The organism is Plantibacter sp. AC185 (assembly GCF_979258065.1).
In genome coordinates this window covers 3580937-3600542 of sequence record NZ_OZ409831.1, presented here as the reverse complement: position 1 = coordinate 3600542, position 19606 = coordinate 3580937, and the positions used below count along the sequence as shown (strand labels likewise).

Here is a 19606-nt window from a genome sequence, read left to right as displayed (position 1 = left end):
CCGCCGATGCCACACGAAAGGAGCCGTCTTGACAAGCGATCACCGAGCGGCCAACAGCACTCGCGAAGCGAGGCAGACCGTCACCGCGCAGGAACTCGAACTCCGCGATCGGTTGTCGGGCGCCGAAGCGGCCATCCGTCGGTTGGAGGCGGAGAACCGGGTCCTCCACGACGAGGTCGTTGCCGGGACGGACGCTGATCTCCTCGACCGGCTCCGGCGGGAGGTGGAAGAGACCCGTCAGGAGCGATTCCAGGCGGTGCACGAACTCGAGGCCACCATCGCGCAGCTGGAATCGGATCGCTCAGCCGACCGACAGGAGCACATCGCCGAACTCCAGGATCTCGCCGGGGAACTCCGCAGCACGCTCACCTGGCGAGTCGGCAGGCTCGTGACTGCCCCGCTCAGTCTGACGGACGGGCTCAGGCGGAAGTGGCGGGCGTGAAGGCTCATGTCGGCGTACCCACGCCGTTCTTCTCGGTTGTCGTCCCCCTGTACAACACACCCCAGCCTCTGCTGGCGGAGATGATCGCCTCTGTACAGGCCCAGACCTCGACGGATTGGGAGCTCGTCCTCGTCGACGACGCTTCACCCGACGGAACGACCGCGTCCCGTGCCGCAGCCTTCGCGGCGGAAGACCCCCGGATCCGGGTCACGGCCCTGGAGCTCAACCGTGGGATCGCGGAGGCGACCAATGTCGGTCTCGGACTCGCCCGCGGACAGTTCATCGCGCTGCTCGATCACGACGATCTCCTCGCCCCTGATGCGCTGCAGGCGGTGCGGGCGGCCATCGAATCCGGTACGGACGTCGACTACGTGTACACGGACGAAGACAAGATCGACGAGGTCGGTCGGCTCTACGACACCTTCCTGAAGCCGGTCTGGTCGCCGGAGCGACTCCTCGGCCAGATGTACACGTCGCATCTCAGCGTGTTCCGCAGATCGCTCCTCGACGACATGTCTGCATTCGACACCAAGTACAACGGGTCCCAGGACCACGAACTCGTCCTGCGGATCACCGAGCGGGCACGCTCTATCGTGCACGTACCGCGCCCGCTCTACCACTGGCGAGCAGTCGACGGCTCGACGGCGAAGTCCGGGTCGGAGAAGAGCTACGCCTGGGACGCCGGCGTCCTCGCCGTGGCCGACGCGCTCGTCCGCCGAGGAGTCTCCGGCGCTGCGATGCGGGGGCCGGCGGCTGGAATATACTACGTCCGCCGTAAGCCGGTCGATGCACGTGCCGTGACGATCGTCATCAGCATGCCGGACTCGGACGATCAGCTCGATGTTCTTCTCAGCGACATCCGCCGCACGTCCTACGGTCGCCGCTCCCGAATCGTCGTCGTCGTCTCCGCGCATCGGCACGAGGAACACGCGGCACAGGTCCGTGCACTGCGGCGACGGACGGACACCGTCGTCGTCCCCGACGATGCATCAGCACTCGACCGCCTCCAGGCGGGTGTCGTCGCCGCTTCGACGTCCCTCGTCGTCCTGGTCGATGGACGGGCCGCACTGGGTGACAAGAACGTCATCAGCGAGCTCCTGATGCCACTGACGGAGACCGACGTGGTCATGACCGGAGGGCGCCTGCTGGACCCACTCGGGAAGACCATCCTGCACGCGGGCTATCGCTATGCCAGAGGCACGGCACGGCATCCGTACCGGGGCTCACCGAAGGAGACGCTCGGCCGCATCGGCGCCCTGCTCGTCAACCGCGAAGTGAGCGCCGTGTGTACCGCGCTGTCCGCCGTCCGCCGTGACGCATTCCTCTCCGTCGGCGGGTTCAGCCCAGTGCTCTCGGGCGCAGCCGCGGAGATCGACCTCGGGGCTAAGCTGCGCGCCGAGGGCGGTCGGGTCATCACCGTGTCACGCGCGGAGGCGGTGATCGACGGCCTCGGTGCCTCGGACAGGGCCATCGATGACGACGAATTCGCCGTCCTCGCAAGCCGCTGGGGGAAACCGGGACGCGACCCCTACACCCCCTGACCGCTTCCTTCCCGTTCTCGACCGAGGAGCATCACGCATGACCAACGATCCCACCGACCTCGCAACTGTCCGTGCCGAGCTGCTCAGCCTGACCGACGAACGTGTCGGGCTCACGGCCGCACTCCGCCAAGCCGAGCAACAACGCGACGAGCTGCGCCGTTTGCTGGACTCGGATGACTTGGGAGCCGAGAACCTCCGGCTGCAGGAGCGTGCCGATCGCGCCGAAGCGACCCAGCAGACGCTCCAGTTGCGGATCGAGGAGCAATCCCTCGAACGGGAACGAGCGCTCGCGTCACTGCGGGAGGAGTTCACCTCGTCGCGGACCTGGCGGATCGGCAGCGCACTCGTCCTCGGTCTGCGCCGGACGCCGGGAGCAGGTCGGTGAACGTCGAGCCGACCGCTCCGCGTCCCGCCCCCAGGTTCTCCGTCGTCGTCCCGCTGTACAACACGGCCAGCTGGCTGCTCGAGGAGACCGTCGCCTCCGTCGTCGCCCAGACCTGCGAGGACTGGGAGCTCCTGCTGGTCGACGACCATTCGCCCGACCGTTCGACCGTGACCCGGGCCGAAGCACTCGCTGCGGATGACCCGCGGATCACCCTCATCGCCCTGCCGGAGAACCTCGGGATCTCCGGCGCGACGAACGCGGGCTTCGCCGCCGCCGCCGGCGAGTTCATCGCGTTACTCGACCACGACGATCTGATCACCCCCGACGCACTGGCAGCGTTCGAGGAGCGGCTCGCGGCCGATGAGAAGATCGACTACGCGTATTCGGACCAGGACCTCCTGAGCGCCGACGGGACCTTGCGCTTCGGCGACTTCCGAAAACCAGCGTGGTCCCCGGAACGGTTCCTCGGGCAGATGTACACGTCCCATCTGTCCGTCTTCCGTCGCTCCCTGCTCGAGCAGACCGGAACACTCCGATCCGACTTCGACGGCTCCCAGGACCATGATCTCTTCCTCCGCATCTCGGAAGTGGCCCGACGGATCGCCAACATCCCAGAGGTCCTGTACCACTGGCGTGCGATCGAGGGGTCGACGGCCCAGGACGGCAACGCGAAGTTCTATGCCTGGGAGGCCGGACGAGCGGCCGTCGCGGAGGCGTGCGCGCGGAGGGCGATCGACGCTGACGTCGAGCTCGGTCCCACCTTCGGGACCTTCCGGCCGATACGGCGGGGCACCCTGGCGCAGACCAGCATCGTGGTCGTGCTCGACGGGCCCGCGAGCGGGTTGGCGGAGACCGTGCGCTCGTGGCAGGACGACACCCCCGGCGAGGTCCTCGTCGTGGCGACCGACGACTCGACGGCGGCGGATCGGGACGATCTCCGCGCCGCCGGCGCCGAGGTCGTCCGGCTGAGCGGTCGTCCGCACCGCGTGTCGATCCTGCAGGCCGGCGCGCTCCGTGCCTCGGGCCCCACGCTGCTGTTCCTCGACCGAGACGTCCGCACCGGAACCGGTCCCATCCGTCAACTCGCGGCCGTCGCCTCCGAGGACGGTGTCGGCCTCGTCGGTGGTCGCCTCGACCTGGCCGACACGATCGTCCACGCCGGGTACCGGCACCGGACGGACGCAGCCCGGCACGCGTATCGCGGAGGACCGAAGGAGCATTCCGGTCACTACGGCGACCTCCTGGTGAACCGCGAGGTCTCCGCGGTGAGTACGCGTTTCGCGTCCATCTCGCGCGAGCGGTTCCTGGCCCTCGGCGGGCTGCACCAAGACGTCGACGAGTTCTCGGCAGACCTCGATCTGGCCATGAAAGTGCGCTCGACCGGCGAGCGGGTCATCATCCTCGCTTCAGCTGCGGCAACCGTCTCCGAAGCGTTCGACGAACCGATCGGCCCGGCCGGCACCGCGCTGATCGCCTCGCGCTGGGGCTGGCCGACGACCGACCCGTTCCTCCGCTGACGACGGCTCGGCGTCTGGAACATGACGGGGCCGGGACCCATCGCTCAGGCGATCGGACCCGGCCCCGTTCCATGAGTGCCGTCGGGCGTGGGGCGGCGGTCAGCCGCGCAGCGACGCGTAGAACGCCCGAGCGTCGTCCCAGGTCGGCAGGAGGCCGGCGGCGGCCGCCTCGTCGAGGCCGGGGGCCTCGGTGTCCTTCGGTGAGAGCAGCGGGGTGCCGGCCTCCGGCGGGATGACGAGACCGACCCGCTCGTCGAGCGGGTTGATGCCGTGCTCGCGGTCGGGACGGTAGACGTCGGTCACCAGGTAGCTGACCGTGGCGTCGTCGGTGAGCGCCACGAAGCAGTGACCGAGGCCCTCGGAGATGAAGATGGCCTTGCGGTCGGTGTCGTCGAGCAACACCGAGTCCCACTGGCCGAAGGTCGGTGAGCCCACGCGGATGTCGATGACGTAGTCGAGGACGGCACCGCGCGTGGCCGTGACGTACTTCGCCTGCCCGATCGGGATGTCCGCGAAGTGGATGCCCCGGACCGAACCGCGCTTCGACACCGAGGTGTTCGACTGGGCGAGCTTGATGGACCGGCCGGAGGCCTCTTCGAGCTTGTCGAAGCGGTACCACTCGAGGAACACGCCTCGGTCGTCGCCGAACTGCTTCGGCGTGATTTCATAGCTGTCGGGGACGTTCAGTTCGCGGATCTGCACCCGGGGAGTCTACCAAGACGGATGCGCCCAGCGCCGGGACGCCGCGGTCCTGTTCCCGGTCGCCTCAGGCATAATCGAGTGTCCACGCACAGAACGGCCCGCCATGATCCCCCTGCTCCGCCGACTCTGGGACGGCGTCGCCGCGTACGCGGTGAAGTTCGGCGTCGTCGGACTCATCGGCTTCGGCCTCGACGTCCTCGTGTTCAACCTGCTGCGGGTCGGCGTCTTCGGGCATGACCACCTCGCGCAGTCCCCCATCGGCGCCAAGGTCATCAGCGTCTCGGTCGCGATCGTCTTCAACTGGATCGGCAACCGGTACTGGACCTTCCGCGAGCACCGTCGGAAGAACTTCGTCCTGGAGCTCGGCGAGTACGTGATCGTCTCCCTGGGCGGCATGGCCATCGCCGTCGGCTGCCTCTACGTCAGCCACTACGTGCTCGGCTTCACCTCGCTGCTCGCCGACAACATCGCGTCGAACGTGATCGGGCTGGGCCTCGGAACCCTGTTCCGCTTCTTCCTCTACCGCTTCTGGGTCTACGGACACCACCGGGCGGACGGCCTGGCCAACCTGGCTCGGGTGGAGGAGGCACAGCGGACCCTGTTCGAGGAGCCACCGACCGACGCCACCCGGTCAGCGACCTCCCCGACCGAGCCGGGTACGATGAACGGGCCACTCCCGAGAGGACCCCTATCTTGACGTACCTGATCACCGGCGCTTCCGGCATGCTCGGCCACGACCTGCAGGAGGCCCTGACGGGTCGTGAGGTCACCGCCCTCGGTCGCGCGGAGCTCGACGTGACCGACCTCGAGGCCGTCCGCGCCGCTGTCGCGGGTCACACCGCCGTCATCAACGCGGCCGCCTACACGAAGGTCGACGACGCCGAATCGCACGAGGCCGACGCAGCCGCCGTGAACGCCATCGGCGCTCGCAACCTCGCGGTCGCCGCCCGGGAGGCCGGTGCGAAGCTCGTCCAGGTGTCCACCGACTACGTGTTCGACGGCTCCGCCACCTCGCCGTACCAGGAAGACCACCCGCTGGCCCCGATCAGCGCGTACGGCCGCACGAAGGCCGACGGGGAGCGCGCCGTCCTCGCCGAGCACCCGAACGGCGGCTACATCGTCCGGACGGCCTGGCTCTACGGCAAGAACGGACCGAACTTCGCCGCCACCATGGCGAAGCTCGCGGCGAACGGCGTCGACCCGGCCGTCGTCACCGACCAGCTCGGCCAGCCCACGTGGACCGCCGATCTCGCCGCACAGATCGTCGCGCTGCTCGACGCCGACGCGCCCGCCGGGATCTACCACGGCACCAACGCCGGGCAGGCCTCCTGGTACGAATTCGCCCAGGCGGTCTTCGAGGCGGTCGGCGCCGACCCAGCACGGGTCTCCCCCACCGACGGCTCGGCGTTCGTCCGCCCCGCTCCGCGGCCCGCCTACTCGGTGCTCGGCCACGACGCATGGGCCACCGCCGGACTCGCGCCGATGCGTGACTGGCAGGAGGCCTTCACGGCAGCGACGCAGCACGGCGTCGTCACGGCACCGTGACCACCCTCCGCGTCGTCGTCGACCAGATCGTCGCACCGGTCGCCGGTGGGGTCGGTCGCTACTCCGAGGAACTCACCCGGGAGCTCATCGCGAGCGCCCCGGCGGGATGCGACGTCGAAGGCATCGTCTCGGCGGTGCCGAAGGAGAAGATCGACCTCCTGGAGTCCAAGCTCCCCGGGCTGGCGGCGCTGCATCGCACCACGCTGCCGCGTCGCGAGCTCAGTGCCGCCTGGCAGCTCGGCATCGTCGCACCCGGGACGGCGAACGGTATGGTGCACGCCCCGGGGCTCCTCGCCCCGCTCAACCGCCACGATCGCATCAACGACGGCAACCAGATCGTCGTTACCATCCACGACACGCTCGCCTGGTCGCACCCCTCGTCACTGACGCCGATGTCGGTGGCCTGGCAGAAGGCGATGGTCAAGCGGGCGAGGAAGCACGCGGACGCCATCGTTGTCCCGACTCATGCGGTCGCCGACGAACTGCGCGACATCATCGATCTCGGCGACCGCGTCCGCGTCATCGGCGGTGCCGCCGCGACCACGCTCACCATCCCGACCGATGCAGACGGGCGCGCACGGACGCTCGACCTCCCGTCCGAGTACCTCGTGTCGGTCGGTTCACTCGACCCCCGTCGCGGGATCACGGAGCTCATCACCGGCCTCGGCCGCCCCGGCGCCCCCGACCTCCCGCTGCTGATCGTCGGCACCGACAGCTGGGGCGACGTCACCCTCGCGCAGGTGGCCGATGAGGCCGGTCTGCCGGAGGGGCGGGTGCGTGCACTCGGGTTCCTCGACGACGCCGACCTCGCCGTCGTCCTCGACCGCGCGACCGCCTTCGTCTACCCGAGTCTCGCCGAAGGGTTCGGCCTCCCGCTCGTCGAGGCGTTCCGCTTCGGCACGCCCGTCATCCACTCCGACGTGCCGGCGCTTGTCGAGGTCGGCGGTGGAGCCGGTGTCGTGGTCGAGTCCGGTGCCAAGGGGTATGCGGACCGACTCATCGCGACCATCAACGACGTCATCGGCGACAGCGAACGCCTCGCCCGCCTGCGCATCCTCGGCATGGACCGCGAGCAGGCCTTCAGTTGGCGCGACTCCGCCGAACGCGTCTGGCAGCTGCACGCGGAGATTTGACGCCTGGCGCGGAGCGCGGTCGCTCGCTGCACCGGCGGATCGTGTCGGACGGCGAGCGGTTCGCGGCCAGTCGTAACGTGGGAGGGATCACGATCCCGCACGCGTAGGGTTGAAGGGTGACTTCTGCGAAATCCTACGAGCGCTACACGCTCGGCCATCACCCGAGTGTGCTCCGCACGCATGCCTGGCGCACCGCACAGAACTCCGCGGCCTACCTGCTCCCCCATCTGCACGCCGGACTCGATGTGCTGGATCTGGGCAGCGGCCCGGGGACGATCACGATGGACTTCGCGCGCCTGGTCGAACCAGGCACGGTGATCGGCATCGACGCGGCCGCCGAGGTCGTCGCCGAGGCACGCGATCGCGCTGCCCTCGCAGGCCTCGAGAATGTCTCGTTCGCGGTCGGCGACGCCTATGCCCTCGACCTCCCCGACGACAGCGTCGACGTGGCACACGCGCACCAGCTGCTCCAGCACGTCGGCGATCCTGTCGCCGTGATCCGCGAGCTGCGCCGTGTGGTCCGCCCCGGCGGAGTCATCGCGTTCCGTGACATCGTCTACGGCGGCGCCGTCTGGTATCCCCTCTCCGATGGGCTCAGACGCTGGATGGAGGTGTATCAGGAGCTGGCGCGAGCCAACGCGGGCGAACCCGACGCCGGCAGCCGGCTCAAGTCCTGGGCACTGGCGGCGGGGCTGACCGACATCCGCAGCACCGCGAGCGTGTGGTCCTTCGAGTCGCCTGAAGACCGTGAGTGGTGGGGCGGCGCGTGGTCCGAGCGCGCCAGGACCTCCAGCTTCGCCACCCAAGCCCTGGAGACGGGTATCGCCGACGACGCCGACCTGGCGCTGATCTCGACGGCGTGGCGGGACTGGGTCGACGCGGACGACGGATGGTTCGCCGTTCCGCACGGTGAGATCATCGCGACCGTGCGCTGAGCCCTTCGACCGCCTCAGGGACCGGGAAGTGGCCTCAGGGATCAGGCACAGTCGCCTCAGGGACCGGGAATCCGGCTCAGGGACCGGGAAGTGGCCTCAGGGATCAGGCACAGTCGCCTCAGGGACCGGGAATCCGGCTCAGGGACCTTGGGCTCAGCCGGCGTCGGGCTCCGGGCTCGGCGACGGCGGGAACAGCTGGTCCTGCACCATCTGGTGGATGAGCGTGTAGTCAGGCTCTTCCGGATCGATCGTCGGCGGGACGAATTGCAGGGAGTTGATCGGCAGCTCGCGCGTCTTGAGCGCGAGGTTCACGAAGTAGCCGAGCATGCCCTGGGGCACATCGGTCTTGACGACGTCGCCTCCGGCCGCCGCGACGTCCTGGAAGCGGGCGAGGACGTTCGCCGGGTTGAACTGTTTCAGCATCGCCGTCTGCAGGATGTGCTGGCGGGCCATGCGGTCGTAGTCGCTCGTGGAGTGTCGCGACCGGGCGTACATGAGCGCCGTCCAGCCGTCCATGTGCTGCTTGCCGGGCTCGATCCACGCTGTGACGTTCTCGAGGTCGGCGTCGCCGTCCATCGGGAGCCGTTCCTTGACGTCGATGTCGACGCCACCGAGCGTGTCGATCAGCGTGGCGAATCCATACATGTCGATGAGGACGTACCACTGGATGTGCAGCCCGGTGATGCCCTCGGCTGCCTGCTTCATCGCCTCGATGCCGGGCTCGCTCGCCTCAGCCGTCGCCTTGGGGAACAGTTCGGGGTTCTTCAGCTCGATCTCGGTGTAGATCGAGTTGAGCTGACAGACGTCGACGTCGCAGGAGTCGTCGTAGCCGTCCGGATAGAGGGACGCCATCTCGCTGCCCTCGGGGAACGGGATGTCGACGAGGTCACGCGGCATCGACATGGTCGTCGCCTGCCCGGTCTCGGCGTTGATGCTGACGACCGACATGCTGTCCGGCCGCATGCCGTCGCGGTCGGGACCTGCATCGCCACCGAGCAGCAGGATGTTGTAGTAGCCGTCGACTGGCGGCTCCGACGGGCCGGTGTTGCCGAAGATGGAGGAGATCGACCCGCGGGTGGCGCCTGCGACCACCGCTCCGTAGCCGGCCCCACCGGCCACCAGCACCATGGCGAGGGTCGTGAACAGCGCCACACCGAGCCTGGCGTTCGGCGAGGCCTTCACGAGGCGCACGAGCCGCAGGGTGTCGAGCGTCAACACGATCCACAGGATCGCGTAGGCGGCGAGGAGGATCTGCGCGACGGTGAGGGCGATCGGATTCGTCGCGAGGGTGAAGAGCACCTCGCGAGCGAGGAACATGAGGGCAACGCCGACGACGACGAGCAGCCAGAGGAAGAGGGTGAACCCGAGGCCGAACCGACCGAGCTTCCGGTTCCCGGCAAGCACCTGCGCGGAGCCGGGGATCAGCAGGTTGAGCAGGACGAGCCACCAGGCGCGCTTGGTCATCACCTCGCGTGAACGGGTGTCTGGGTACCGCATCGGCTTCGCGGCGGTGGCTGCACTCGTCATAGCTGCGCTTTGAGGTTCCGGTTCTTCTCCTCGACCGAGTCGGCGAGGGCCTCGGCATAGGCGACGAGCGCCTGGTGCAGGGCGTCGTCGGCCGTGGCGAGGATCTTGACGGCGATCAGCGCGGCGTTCTTGGCGCCGCCGATCGAGACGGTCGCGACCGGCACGCCCGCGGGCATCTGCACGATCGACAGGAGCGAGTCGAGGCCGTCGAGGCGGGAAAGCGGCACCGGCACGCCGACGACCGGCAGGGTCGTGACTGAGGCGAGCATCCCGGGGAGGTGCGCCGCGCCGCCGGCTCCGGCGATGACGACCTTCACGCCACGGCCGTGGGCGGCCTTGCCGTAGGCGATCATCTTCTCGGGCGTGCGGTGGGCCGACAGCACCTCGACCTCGAACGGCACGCCGAAGTCGCGGAGCACCTGCGCCGCATCGCTCATGACGTTCCAGTCGGAGTCCGAGCCCATCACGACGCCGACGAGCGGCGGGGCGTCAGGGGACGGGGCGGAGTTCTCGGGCATGAGCACCATCGTAGATCGCAGTGTCTGAAGATCGGCTCAGGACGCACCGCAGCTGGCGGACAAGCCCTCCCCAAAGCGACCCCAGTCCGGGGACGCCTCCGCACCGCGCAGCGCATCGATCGACAGGTGTCTGGGACAATCGGCGGATGAGCACGCCGACCGCGGATGGATCCGCAGCACGCCAGGAGCCACCCAGCCAGCGCGAGCTGCGGCGGTGGCGCGGGTACCTCGCCGACGAACGCGCCGAAGCCGCCGTCTACCGGGATCTCGCCGGCCGGCGGAGCGGTGAGGAGCGCGACATCCTGCTCGCGCTCGCCGAGGCCGAGAAACGTCACGAGTCGCACTGGATCGCCCTGCTCGGGGACGACATCGGCAAGCCGCAACGCGGTGACCTGCGGAACCGGCTGCTCGGCTGGCTCGCGAGGCGGTTCGGATCCGTCTTCGTCCTGGCGCTCGTCCAGCGCGCCGAGTCGCGCTCGCCCTACGCGACCGAACGGGCGGCCACCGAACGCATGGCCGCCGACGAGCAGATCCACGAGGAGGTCGTCCGGGGCCTGGCCGCCCGAGGACGCAACCGCCTGTCCGGAACCTTCCGGGCGGCCGTGTTCGGAGCGAACGACGGACTCGTCTCGAACCTCGCGCTCGTCATCGGCATGAGCGCGACCGGCGTCGGCAACGGCGTCGTCCTCGCCGCCGGGCTCGCGGGCCTCCTGGCGGGCGCGCTGTCGATGGGAGCCGGCGAGTACGTCTCCGTCCGGTCGCAGCGCGAGCTGCTCGAGGCGTCCAGCCCCAACCCGGCGGCCGACGACGCCCTCCCCCACCTCGACGTCGACGCGAACGAACTCGCGCTCGTCTACCGGGCCCGTGGCATGGAGGTCGGCGAGGCCGAGGCACACGCCGCGGACGTCCTGGCCCGCGTCGGTGCCGGGACCTACGAGCGCGAGGCCCGTGCGGCGCTGGAGCACGAGGCCATCGGGACCGGGCTCGGCGCCGCGCTCTCGAGCTTCTGCTTCTTCGCGTCGGGCGCCGTCATCCCGGTCCTGCCCTACCTGTTCGGGCTGCAGGGTGTCGCTGCGCTCCTCATCGCCGCGCTCCTGGTCGGGGTGGCCCTCCTCGGCACCGGCGCCGTCGTCGGGCTCCTCTCCGGCGGGCCACCGCTCCGCCGGGCACTGCGACAACTCGCGATCGGGTACGGGGCGGCCGCGGCGACCTACGTGCTCGGCCTGCTCTTCGGCGCGAACGTCGGCTGACCCGGCCGTCGGTCATACGCCGCGCGACACCGGGAGCCGATGCGAACCCGTCATCTGCCGTCCACGAGTGCGTCACCGGCGTTCCCTACGCTGAGCCATCCGTCCGTCGACCCGGACGGTGAAGGAGGGCGCGTGAGGCAGGTGCAGGACCGGACCGGCGCGTCTCCCCTCCTCGGAGCGGTTCCGCGCACGCAGCCCGACATCCAGTTGCTCCGCGCGATCGCCGTCCTGTCCGTCGTGGTCTTCCACCTGTCGTCGAGCCTCCTGCCCGGTGGGTACGTCGGCGTCGACGTGTTCTTCGTCGTCAGCGGGTATCTGATCACGAGCCACCTCGCACGCCAGGCCGACGAGACGGGACGCGTCGACCTGCCGGCGTTCTGGGCCCGCCGGATCCGGCGACTCCTGCCTGCCGCCCTGCTCGTCCTCGCCGTCACCGCCGTCCTGATCTGGCGGTTCGCTCCGCCGAGCGCCTGGACGCAGTTCTTCACCGAGACCGTGGCGAGCGCGACCTCCTGGGAGAACTGGTTCCTGGCGGGGAGTTCCGTCGACTACCTCGCACAGGGCAGCGCCGCGTCACCGGTCCAGCACTTCTGGTCGCTCTCCGTCGAAGAGCAGTTCTACCTCGGCTGGCCGCTCGTCGTCGTGCTGTGCGTGTGGCTCACGCGGCGACGACCGTCGGACCTCCGCCGCACCCTCGGTGTGGCGCTCGGGATGATCGGTGCCGCCTCACTCCTGTGCTCGATCCTGTACACGGCGACGGACCCGGCACCGGCGTACTTCGCCACGCCGACCCGTGCCTGGGAGTTCGCGGCCGGCGGTCTGCTCGCGCTGCTCGGGCCGGTCGTGGTCGTGCACCGCACACGGTGGCGGACGGCCTCCGGTGTCCTCGGCGTCGTCCTCCTGGCGGTCGCGCTGGTCGCGTTCACCGAGCGGACGGCGTTCCCCGGGATCGCCGCCGCCCTCCCGGTTCTCGGGACGCTCCTCGTGATCGTCGGTGGGTCGTCGACCCACCGGTGGTCCGTGACGACCCTCGCGCGGACGCGGACATCACTCCTCCTCGGCGATCTCTCCTATTCGCTGTACCTGTGGCACTGGCCGCTCATCGTGGTCGCACCGTGGATGCTCGGCGTGCCCGTCGCGCTCGACGACCCGTTCGGTTGGGCGATCGCGGCCGCTCTCCTGGTCGTCACCGTGGTCGTCGCCGCGCTGACGAAACGCTTCGTCGAGGACCCCGTCCGACGAGCCCCCGTCCTCCTGCACGCGCGCTCCGGACGGACCGTCCTGCGGGCTGGCGCGGCGACCGCACTCGTGCTCTGCATCCCGACGGCGGGGTTGCTGACCGTCGCCGCCGAGGAACGCACCCTCGCGAGCACCGTGGACACCTACGTCACGGACGGCGAGCCGTGTTTCGGGGCCGACGCGGCCGTCTCGGGCTGCACCAATCCGGCGTTAGCGGACGAACTGCTGCCGCCGCTGTCGGTGCGGACCGAGGACACCGGCGACACCTTCCGGTGTTCCGCGGCGGCTGACGCGCCGCACTTCCCCGGCTGCACCTTCGGTTCCGAGCGCCCGGACGCCACGCGGGTCGCGCTCACCGGGAACTCGCACGCCACGATGCTCATCCCCGGCCTCGTCGACCAGCTCGAGGCACGCAATTGGCGGCTCGACGTGTACGTCGGCAAGGGCTGCGAGTGGCGGGCACCGGGACCCGACGACTCGGCGGCGTGCGACGCCCGGCGGATGCTCATGCAGGAGGCGTTCACGGGTGAGCGGCCGTACGACATCATCCTGGTGACCTCCAAGAGTCCTGACGAGACCTCAGTGTCCGAACAGGCCGCGATCCGCAGCGCGACGCTCGCGGCGTGGGGACCGGTGCTCGAGCAGGGGACGTCGATCGTAGTGCTGCGGGACAATCCCCGCGTGCCGACCGAAGCCGCCGCGTGCGTCGACCGCTCGAGCGCCGCCGAGATCATCGCGGGGGCGTGCGCCTTCCCCGTGGCCGAGGCGTACCCGACGTTCGACCTGAACACCGCCACGGCGGCGATGACCGACGGCGCCGTGCCGGTCGTGGATCTCGGCGAGCTGTACTGTGCGGCCGGAACCTGTCCGCTAGCCGTCGGGAACGTGCTCGTCTATCGCGATCTGCACCACATCACGGCCACCTGGTCGCGGACCCTGGGCCCGTTCCTCGTCGACCGCATCCGAGCCGCCACCTCCCGGGGGTGACCAGTCCCCGATCGGGTGGAGTGCCAGCGCGGTGCGCTGACGCGAGGGTGTCGAACCCGGCGTCGGCGCGGTGCGCTGACGCGAGCGCGGCGGAACCGGCACGAGCGCGGGGCACACGCGTGAGCGCACCCCTCCGGAGACCCGCGCTCACGTCCCCGACCCGCGGTGACGTCAGCGCACCGCGCTGGCGACCACCCGGGAGAGCTCGGGCGAGGAGCGGTCAGGCGGAGGTGGGCTCGTACTGCCGGCGGTCGCCGACGACGCCCGCGAAACGGAACGGCGCGCCGGTCTCGCGAGGGCGGTCGGAGTCGTGGACGTCGGCCGAGGCCGCATCCTCGAGGAGCTGCAGGTAGCGGGCGTCGTCGACGACCGTCCGCGCATCGAGCTGCGCACGGTTCGCGTCGCTCCTCAGAGCCGAGCGGTAGCCCGGACGCACAATGCCGCTGAAGCACTCCGCGACCGCACCCGATCCGTAGCTGAGGAACGCGATGCGCCGACCAGCGAGGTCGTCGTCACCGTCGAGCAGCGCGAGCAGCGCGAGGTACACGGAGGCCGTGTAGCTGTTCCCGATCCGGCGGTTGTACCCGGTCGTCGGCTCGATCTGTGCGTCCAACTCCTCCTGGGTGCGCTCGGAGCCGAGCGACTTGGCCAGGTGCCGGTGCGCCTTGATCGCCATCTTCGTGAACGGCTGGTGGTAGCAGAAGTGGTCGACCTCGGAGAAGTCCGCTCCGCCGCGTGACCGGTAGTCCGCCCAGGCCCCCTCGATGGCGTCCTGATAGGCGGAGATGGACAGCTTGCCGTCGACGATCGCCGTCGCACTGTGGTTCGGGCGCCAGAAGTCCATGACGTCCTGCGTGTAGACGCCGGTCGCGGTCTCGAGCTCGAGGATGGCCGGATCGGCGGCCACGAGCATGGCGACGGCCCCGGCGCCCTGCGTCGGCTCGGCGTTGGAGTGCAGTTCGTACCGCGCGACGTCGCTCGCGATCACGAGCACGGTCTCCTCGGGGTTCCGCGCCACGAGCGCAGCCGCGAACTGCAGCGCCGCGGTGGCCGAGTAGCAGGCCTGCTTGAGCTCGACCACGCGGACCGCCTGCGGCAGACCGAGCAGCCGGTGCACGTAGACGCCCGCGGACTTCGACTGGTCGATCCCGGACTCGGTGGCGAACAAGACGGTCCGGAGCCGGTCGCTGCCGTGCCGTTCGATGATGGGCGCGGCAGCGGCGGCGGCCATCGTGACGATGTCCTCGTCGGCGGCCGGGACGCTCATCTCGCTCTGGCCGAGACCGACGTAGTACTTGGCGGGTTCGACACCGAAGCGCCCCGCGAGCTCGGCGAGGTCGATGCGGTTCGCCCCGGTCGCGAAGGCGATGTCGTCGATGCCGACGGCGGGGTTGCTGGTCTGGTTGGTGTTCACGTGCGGGGTGCTCCGTTCGAGCGTCGACGATGCACCGGTCCCCCGGTGCGGTGGAAGGGTCAGGCGGGCGCGCCGGCTGCGGTCTGTGCGCTGCGTTCGAGCTTCAGGTGGGCGGCCATGAGCTCACCGGGGTTGGTCTGCGCGGCGAGGAGTGACAGTTCGCCACACCAGACGGCGGCAGCACACAGGACGGCGAGTCGCCGGGCGTTGGCGCCGGGTTCACGGTCCTCGCGGCACCCGAGGCGGGTGAGGTTCTCCTCGACGAAGCCGAGCCCCTTGCCGTTGCCGACCGTGCCGACGATGAGGTTCGGCAGGGTGCAGGAGAAGTAGAGGTCGCCGTCGTGGACCTCGGCGTGCGTGACGCCCTGCGAGCCCTCGACGATGTTCGCCGCGTCCTGGCCGGTCGCCAGGTAGAACGCGAGCAGCATGTTGGCGTAGTGGGCGTTCGCGCTGCGCAGGCCACCGGCGAGGATCGTCCCGACGAGGTTCTTGCGCACGTTCAGCTGCACGATCTGCTCGGGCGTCGTGTGCAGGAACCGCTCGACGATCGCCCGCGGGATCGTCATCTCGGTGACGACGTTCTTGCCACGGCCCAGGATGCCGTTGACCGCGGTCGCCTTCTTGTCGGAGCAGAAGTTGCCGGAGATCGAGCCGTACCGGAGCATCGGCCAACGCTCCATGATGTACGGCATGAGGCGGTCCGCCGCGAGCGTGACCATGTTGTGACCGGACGCGTCACCCGTGCGGAACTCGAGGCGCAGGAAGAGCAGGTTGCCGGCGATCTGCGAGTTGATCTCGATGAGTTCTGCGAAGTGACTCGACTGGGCGACGACGGCCTGCAGCTCGGGCAGGCTGCGCTCGATCTCGCGGAGCGCCTGCAGGGCGTCGCCGGCGGAGTCGACCTCGAACAGGACGGAGCGGCTCATCCGCTCGTCGACGAGCGTCGCGCGGATGCCGCCGGGGACCATGGAGGAGATGCGGGCGCCCCGGCGCACCGACGGCCAGAGCGGGCTCTCGTACGTGGCGAGCGGGACCTCCTGCTCGCCCTCCATGACGTTGCCGCTCAGGTGGAGCGGACCGATCCACTTGAGTGGGACCGGTGCGACGCCGTCGGGTTCGTTGCTCATGCGTGGGGTTCCGTTCCGCCCCGGAGGACGTCGTGCTGCTCGGCGAAGGTACGAGCGTAGGTGGATCTGATGGATTCGACCGCGTCGTCGTCGGTACGGCTGATCTCCGACGGCCCCCACGGGCTGTGGGCGGCGTCGATGAGTCCGGTCGGCGGGTGCACCGTGAGCGGGAGCCGCTCGATGCCGTGCGCCGACCAGTCGTCCTCGAGGGCGGCGGTGGAGACGGACTGGCCGATGAACGCGATCCCGCAGTCGCCACCACCGGCACCGGAGGACTTGGCCGCCCCGCCGAGGCGCTCGGCGGCGTCGCAGAGCTCAGCAAGCGCGGCGGTCTCGATGTCGACACCGGCGTCGCGTCCGAGACCGGCGAGCGTCGCGCGCGCGGAGCGGACGGCACCGAGCACGAGGGCCGGGTCCTCGTCGTTCAAGCCGATCGTGAGGGCGTCGACGGCGGCGCGACTGGCCGCGAGGAACGAGGTGTAGTGGGCGGTCTCCGCCCATTTGCGGGACTGCAGTTCGTCGACGAGACGCGTGGTCGAGGCGGGCTCGCCGGTCCAGCCGACGAGGAGACGGAGCGAGGTCGGTGGCGACAGGCGCTCGAGCCCCAGCTCGGCCCAGGGGTCGCGGAGGGCGGCGAGCACCCCTTCTCGGTGGCGCACCTCCCGCAGCCGCGCCCGATCGGGCGAGGTGTAGCGGAGCCAGCCGCCGAACATGCTCGCCGCGAGGTCGCCCCCGGAGGCTGCCGGCGCGACGTCGATGGTGGCGAGGATCGCGAGCTTGAGCATCTGCGTCCGGGTGAGGTCGAGCTGGTAGAACTCGTCGAGGGCGCGGATGGTGGCGGTCGTCACGGCCGCGCTCGAGCCGAGGCCGAACTTCCGGCCGCTCGCGTCGTCGAGCTCACTGGTGATCGACAGCGCGGAGAACCGCTGCGCCACGCCGAGCTCGGCGACGAGGGTCTCCATCGTGCTCACGGCGGAGAGGACGTGGTCGAGTGGGCGTTCCTCGTGCTCGACGACGACCCCGTTGCGGTTGCGCCGCCAGATGATGGGCGCTCGGCCGTACTGGTCGGAGAAGATGCGGCCCTCGTGCTCGCTCGCCTCGAGTCGGACGGTGACGCACCGGTCGACCGCGACGAGGATGGAGGGGTGCCCCGGTTCGACGACGGCGTACTCGCCGGCCACGAAGAGCTTGCCGGGCGCCTTGATCTCGATCATCGCGCTCCTTCCGTTGTCTGCTCGCCCGCCGATCCGCCGGGCTCCGAGGTGATGAGCCTCGCGCCCCGTCCGGCTCTGGCGGGGATGACGCCGATGTCGGGCTGCGCCTCGAGGATCCGAGTCGCGAGCTCGTCGACCGCGTCGGCTCGACACAGGATCTTCACGTTCGGGCCGGCGTCCATCGTCGCATAGCATTCGAGGCCGTCGCCTCTGAGGTTTGCGACGAGATCGAGCAGTTCCACGCTCGCCGGTCCCCAATACCTGACCGGCGGCTCGGCGCCGAGCATCGTGGCGTGCATCCGCATCGCGTTCCGCTCGGCGATCGTGCCCACCGCGGTGAAGTCGGCGCGGGTGATCGCGGCGAGCATCTCCTCGAGTTCGACGGGGGTGCGTTCGACCCAGGCGGGGTAGTACGGGGAGGTGTCGACCGTGCGCCGCATGCCGTCGCGACTGGAGACCGACTTGGCCCGGGCGTCGAGGACGGTGAGGACCATGCCGAGCTCGAGTCCGGGCGCGGGCACCGCCTCGGCGAAGGAGCTCTCGTCGTCGTGCCCGGCGTGCCAGACGGCGATCCCGTCGAAGATCGAGCGCGAGGCCGAGCCCGAGCCACGGCGGGCCAGCCGGGAGAGGGCACGCCGATCGAGGTCGAGTCCGAACGCGGTCGAAGCGGCGAGCGCCAGCGCTGCGAAGCCCGAGGCGGAGGAGGCGAGGCCGGCGCCCGTGGGGATCTCGTTGTGGGAGTCGACGGTGACGCGCTCGTCTCGGCCGGCGAGCGCGCGTACGAGGTCGATGAAGCGCGTGACGCGGGAGCGGGCGGTGCCCTCGAGGGCTCGTCCGCCGAGGAGCACGACGTCGTCGGGTGTGTCCGTCAGTCGCACCGTCGTCGTCGTGGGCGCTGCGTCCAGGGTCAGTGAGAGGCTTCCGGTCCACGGGAGGATGAGCGCCTCGTCCCGCTTGCCCCAGTACTTGACGAGGGCGATGTTGGGGTTGGCGAGCGCGGTCGCACTGCCCTCCTCCGAGGCGGTCGTCGCGAGCTGTTGCGGGGTCAGGGTCACGCGTAGTCCTCCGCGTCGATCGTCCAGGTGCCGAGTGCTCCGGCCTCGAGGAGGGCTTGCGAGATGCGTCGGGCTGACGCGGGGTCTGCGGCGAGGGTGATGATGCATCCGCCCTGCCCGCCGCCCGTGAGCTTCGCGCCGAGGGCGCCGTTCGCCGCGGCGACCGCGATGAGCGCGGTGATGGCGGGGTGGCCGGCGCCGAGTTCGTCGAGGACCACCTGCGCCGCGTTCATGCGGGTCCCGAGGTCGTCGCGGCGGTCCGCGGCGAGGTCGGCGACGCCCGCCACGGTCCCGCGTTCGAGCTCGGCCAGGAGCGCGTGACCACGCTCGGGGTGCAGCTCGACGAAGGCTCTGACGTCGGCGACCGCCTTCCGGGTCGACCCGCGCGCACCGGTGTCGGCCACGACGAAGCTGCCGCCGAAGCGGATCGGCGGATGGTCGACCCGGCCGGCGGTGAAGAGGATGGGTGTCGAGGCGCTCGTGGCCCGGGCGTCGAGACCACTGGGCGTCCCGTGGGCGACGCGTTCGCCGCGCTGCACGAGCTCGAACCGGTCGGCGTCGTCGAGCGCCACGCCGTGGAGGTCGGCGACGGCGTCCACGATCGCGTTGGCTGCTGCGGCGCTCGAACCGAGGCCCCGTCCGATCGGGAGCGTCCCGCGGACGACGACCTCGACGCCGGCCGGGGCCGCACCGACGTGCGCGAGGGTCTCGAGGACGGTGGTCCCGAGCGGATCCGACGCGTCGAGCGGGCCGAGCGAGATCTCGGTGTCGAGGACCGGGGCCCCGTCGATGCGTCGGGCGGTCGCCTCGACCCGGAGCGACGGGATGGGCAGGGCGACGGCTGGAGACCCGTAGACGACGGCGTGCTCGCCGAGCAGGATCGCCTTGGCGTGCGCGAAGCCGCGACCGGTCGCAGCCGTGTGCTCTGTCGTCATCTCACCATTCTGGTCCGAAAAACATGCAGCTGGCTGCACATCGGTCGTCCGGTCGCGATCCGATTCACCACGGGCAGGCTCGCGAGCCGTCCCGCAGCGCATCCGGGCGCTGCACGATGGGCCGTCGACGGGAGCCGCCG

18 protein-coding genes are annotated in these 19606 nt (G+C 70.2%); 10 read left to right on the top strand and 8 right to left on the bottom strand.

The window, feature by feature from the left end; translation table 11 throughout:
• Nucleotides 1-28: 28 nt before the first annotated feature.
• The 4 genes from ACZZZB_RS16790 to ACZZZB_RS16775 are packed head-to-tail and all read left to right on the top strand — an operon-like array spanning nt 29 to nt 3885.
• Nucleotides 29-442, top strand: a complete 414-nt coding sequence (locus ACZZZB_RS16790) for a hypothetical protein (RefSeq protein ID WP_463530307.1) — start codon at nt 29-31, stop codon at nt 440-442.
• A complete protein-coding gene (locus ACZZZB_RS16785; RefSeq protein WP_463530306.1) occupies nt 430-1983 on the top strand; it encodes a glycosyltransferase family 2 protein in 1554 nt (517 codons plus the stop codon). Before ACZZZB_RS16790 ends, ACZZZB_RS16785 begins: the two co-directional genes overlap by 13 nt.
• Before the next feature lie 37 nt (nt 1984-2020).
• Entirely contained in the window at nt 2021-2368 is a 348-nt protein-coding gene (locus ACZZZB_RS16780; protein WP_463530305.1) for a hypothetical protein, read from the top strand.
• Nucleotides 2365-3885: a glycosyltransferase gene (locus ACZZZB_RS16775; protein ID WP_463530304.1), complete on the top strand. Its 1521-nt coding sequence runs from the start codon at nt 2365-2367 to the stop codon at nt 3883-3885. The genes ACZZZB_RS16780 and ACZZZB_RS16775 overlap by 4 nt, the downstream gene beginning before the upstream one ends.
• Nucleotides 3886-3984: 99 nt before the next feature.
• Here ACZZZB_RS16775 and ACZZZB_RS16770 read toward each other — a convergent pair whose 3' ends face one another.
• Complete coding sequence (locus ACZZZB_RS16770; protein ID WP_463530303.1) at nt 3985-4587, bottom strand: dTDP-4-dehydrorhamnose 3,5-epimerase family protein; 603 nt, start codon at nt 4585-4587, stop codon at nt 3985-3987.
• A gap of 103 nt (nt 4588-4690) precedes the next feature.
• Between ACZZZB_RS16770 and ACZZZB_RS16765 the strand changes: the two genes are divergently transcribed.
• From ACZZZB_RS16765 to ACZZZB_RS16750, 4 genes are all read left to right on the top strand, one after another.
• Entirely contained in the window at nt 4691-5284 is a 594-nt protein-coding gene (locus ACZZZB_RS16765) for a GtrA family protein (RefSeq protein ID WP_137243399.1), read from the top strand.
• Nucleotides 5281-6132 (top strand): dTDP-4-dehydrorhamnose reductase, encoded by an 852-nt coding sequence (rfbD, locus tag ACZZZB_RS16760; RefSeq protein WP_463530302.1) that lies wholly within the window; start codon nt 5281-5283, stop codon nt 6130-6132. Before ACZZZB_RS16765 ends, rfbD begins: the two co-directional genes overlap by 4 nt.
• Nucleotides 6129-7265 (top strand): glycosyltransferase family 4 protein, encoded by a 1137-nt coding sequence (locus ACZZZB_RS16755; RefSeq protein WP_463530301.1) that lies wholly within the window; start codon nt 6129-6131, stop codon nt 7263-7265. Before rfbD ends, ACZZZB_RS16755 begins: the two co-directional genes overlap by 4 nt.
• A 116-nt stretch (nt 7266-7381) precedes the next feature.
• On the top strand, nt 7382-8200 hold the full coding sequence (locus ACZZZB_RS16750) for a class I SAM-dependent methyltransferase (protein WP_463530300.1): 819 nt from the start codon (nt 7382-7384) through the stop codon (nt 8198-8200).
• Nucleotides 8201-8353: 153 nt separating this feature from the next.
• Here ACZZZB_RS16750 and ACZZZB_RS16745 read toward each other — a convergent pair whose 3' ends face one another.
• Complete coding sequence (locus ACZZZB_RS16745) at nt 8354-9727, bottom strand: LCP family protein (RefSeq protein ID WP_463530299.1); 1374 nt, start codon at nt 9725-9727, stop codon at nt 8354-8356.
• The gene (gene purE, locus ACZZZB_RS16740) at nt 9724-10245 is read right to left on the bottom strand and encodes a 5-(carboxyamino)imidazole ribonucleotide mutase (protein ID WP_085513536.1); all 522 of its coding nucleotides are present in this window, start codon (nt 10243-10245) and stop codon (nt 9724-9726) included. Before purE ends, ACZZZB_RS16745 begins: the two co-directional genes overlap by 4 nt.
• Before the next feature lie 146 nt (nt 10246-10391).
• Here purE and ACZZZB_RS16735 point away from each other — a divergent pair, with 146 nt between their 5' ends.
• Both ACZZZB_RS16735 and ACZZZB_RS16730 read left to right on the top strand, forming a co-directional pair.
• On the top strand, nt 10392-11495 hold the full coding sequence (locus tag ACZZZB_RS16735; protein ID WP_463530298.1) for a VIT1/CCC1 transporter family protein: 1104 nt from the start codon (nt 10392-10394) through the stop codon (nt 11493-11495).
• A gap of 132 nt (nt 11496-11627) precedes the next feature.
• On the top strand, nt 11628-13721 hold the full coding sequence (locus tag ACZZZB_RS16730; RefSeq protein WP_463530297.1) for an acyltransferase family protein: 2094 nt from the start codon (nt 11628-11630) through the stop codon (nt 13719-13721).
• Between the two features lie 220 nt (nt 13722-13941).
• Here the strand turns inward: ACZZZB_RS16730 and ACZZZB_RS16725 are convergent, their stop codons facing one another.
• From ACZZZB_RS16725 to mvk, 5 genes are read right to left on the bottom strand one after another with little or no spacing between them, the layout of a single operon-like run.
• Nucleotides 13942-15135: a hydroxymethylglutaryl-CoA synthase gene (locus ACZZZB_RS16725; RefSeq protein WP_192018498.1), complete on the bottom strand. Its 1194-nt coding sequence runs from the start codon at nt 15133-15135 to the stop codon at nt 13942-13944.
• Between the two features lie 59 nt (nt 15136-15194).
• On the bottom strand, nt 15195-16262 hold the full coding sequence (locus tag ACZZZB_RS16720; RefSeq protein ID WP_079002857.1) for a hydroxymethylglutaryl-CoA reductase: 1068 nt from the start codon (nt 16260-16262) through the stop codon (nt 15195-15197).
• Nucleotides 16259-17476 carry a phosphomevalonate kinase gene (locus ACZZZB_RS16715; protein WP_194645495.1) on the bottom strand — a complete coding sequence of 406 codons (1218 nt, stop codon included), beginning with the start codon at nt 17474-17476 and terminating at the stop codon, nt 16259-16261. Before ACZZZB_RS16715 ends, ACZZZB_RS16720 begins: the two co-directional genes overlap by 4 nt.
• Nucleotides 17473-18531 (bottom strand): diphosphomevalonate decarboxylase, encoded by a 1059-nt coding sequence (mvaD, locus tag ACZZZB_RS16710; protein ID WP_370582703.1) that lies wholly within the window; start codon nt 18529-18531, stop codon nt 17473-17475. The genes ACZZZB_RS16715 and mvaD overlap by 4 nt, the downstream gene beginning before the upstream one ends.
• The gene (mvk, locus tag ACZZZB_RS16705) at nt 18528-19466 is read right to left on the bottom strand and encodes a mevalonate kinase (RefSeq protein ID WP_463530296.1); all 939 of its coding nucleotides are present in this window, start codon (nt 19464-19466) and stop codon (nt 18528-18530) included. The genes mvaD and mvk overlap by 4 nt, the downstream gene beginning before the upstream one ends.
• Between the last annotated feature and the right edge of the window lie 140 nt (nt 19467-19606).

Coding starts and splice junctions, on each gene's coding strand:
- ACZZZB_RS16715 (WP_194645495.1), bottom strand. CDS start 17,476: ATGATCGAGATCAAGGCGCCCGGCAAGCTCTTCGTGGCCGGCGAGTAC.
- mvk (WP_463530296.1), bottom strand. CDS start 19,466: ATGACGACAGAGCACACGGCTGCGACCGGTCGCGGCTTCGCGCACGCC.
- ACZZZB_RS16765 (WP_137243399.1), top strand. CDS start 4,691: ATGATCCCCCTGCTCCGCCGACTCTGGGACGGCGTCGCCGCGTACGCG.
- ACZZZB_RS16735 (WP_463530298.1), top strand. CDS start 10,392: ATGAGCACGCCGACCGCGGATGGATCCGCAGCACGCCAGGAGCCACCC.
- ACZZZB_RS16720 (WP_079002857.1), bottom strand. CDS start 16,262: ATGAGCAACGAACCCGACGGCGTCGCACCGGTCCCACTCAAGTGGATC.
- ACZZZB_RS16780 (WP_463530305.1), top strand. CDS start 2,021: ATGACCAACGATCCCACCGACCTCGCAACTGTCCGTGCCGAGCTGCTC.
- ACZZZB_RS16745 (WP_463530299.1), bottom strand. CDS start 9,727: ATGACGAGTGCAGCCACCGCCGCGAAGCCGATGCGGTACCCAGACACC.
- purE (WP_085513536.1), bottom strand. CDS start 10,245: ATGCCCGAGAACTCCGCCCCGTCCCCTGACGCCCCGCCGCTCGTCGGC.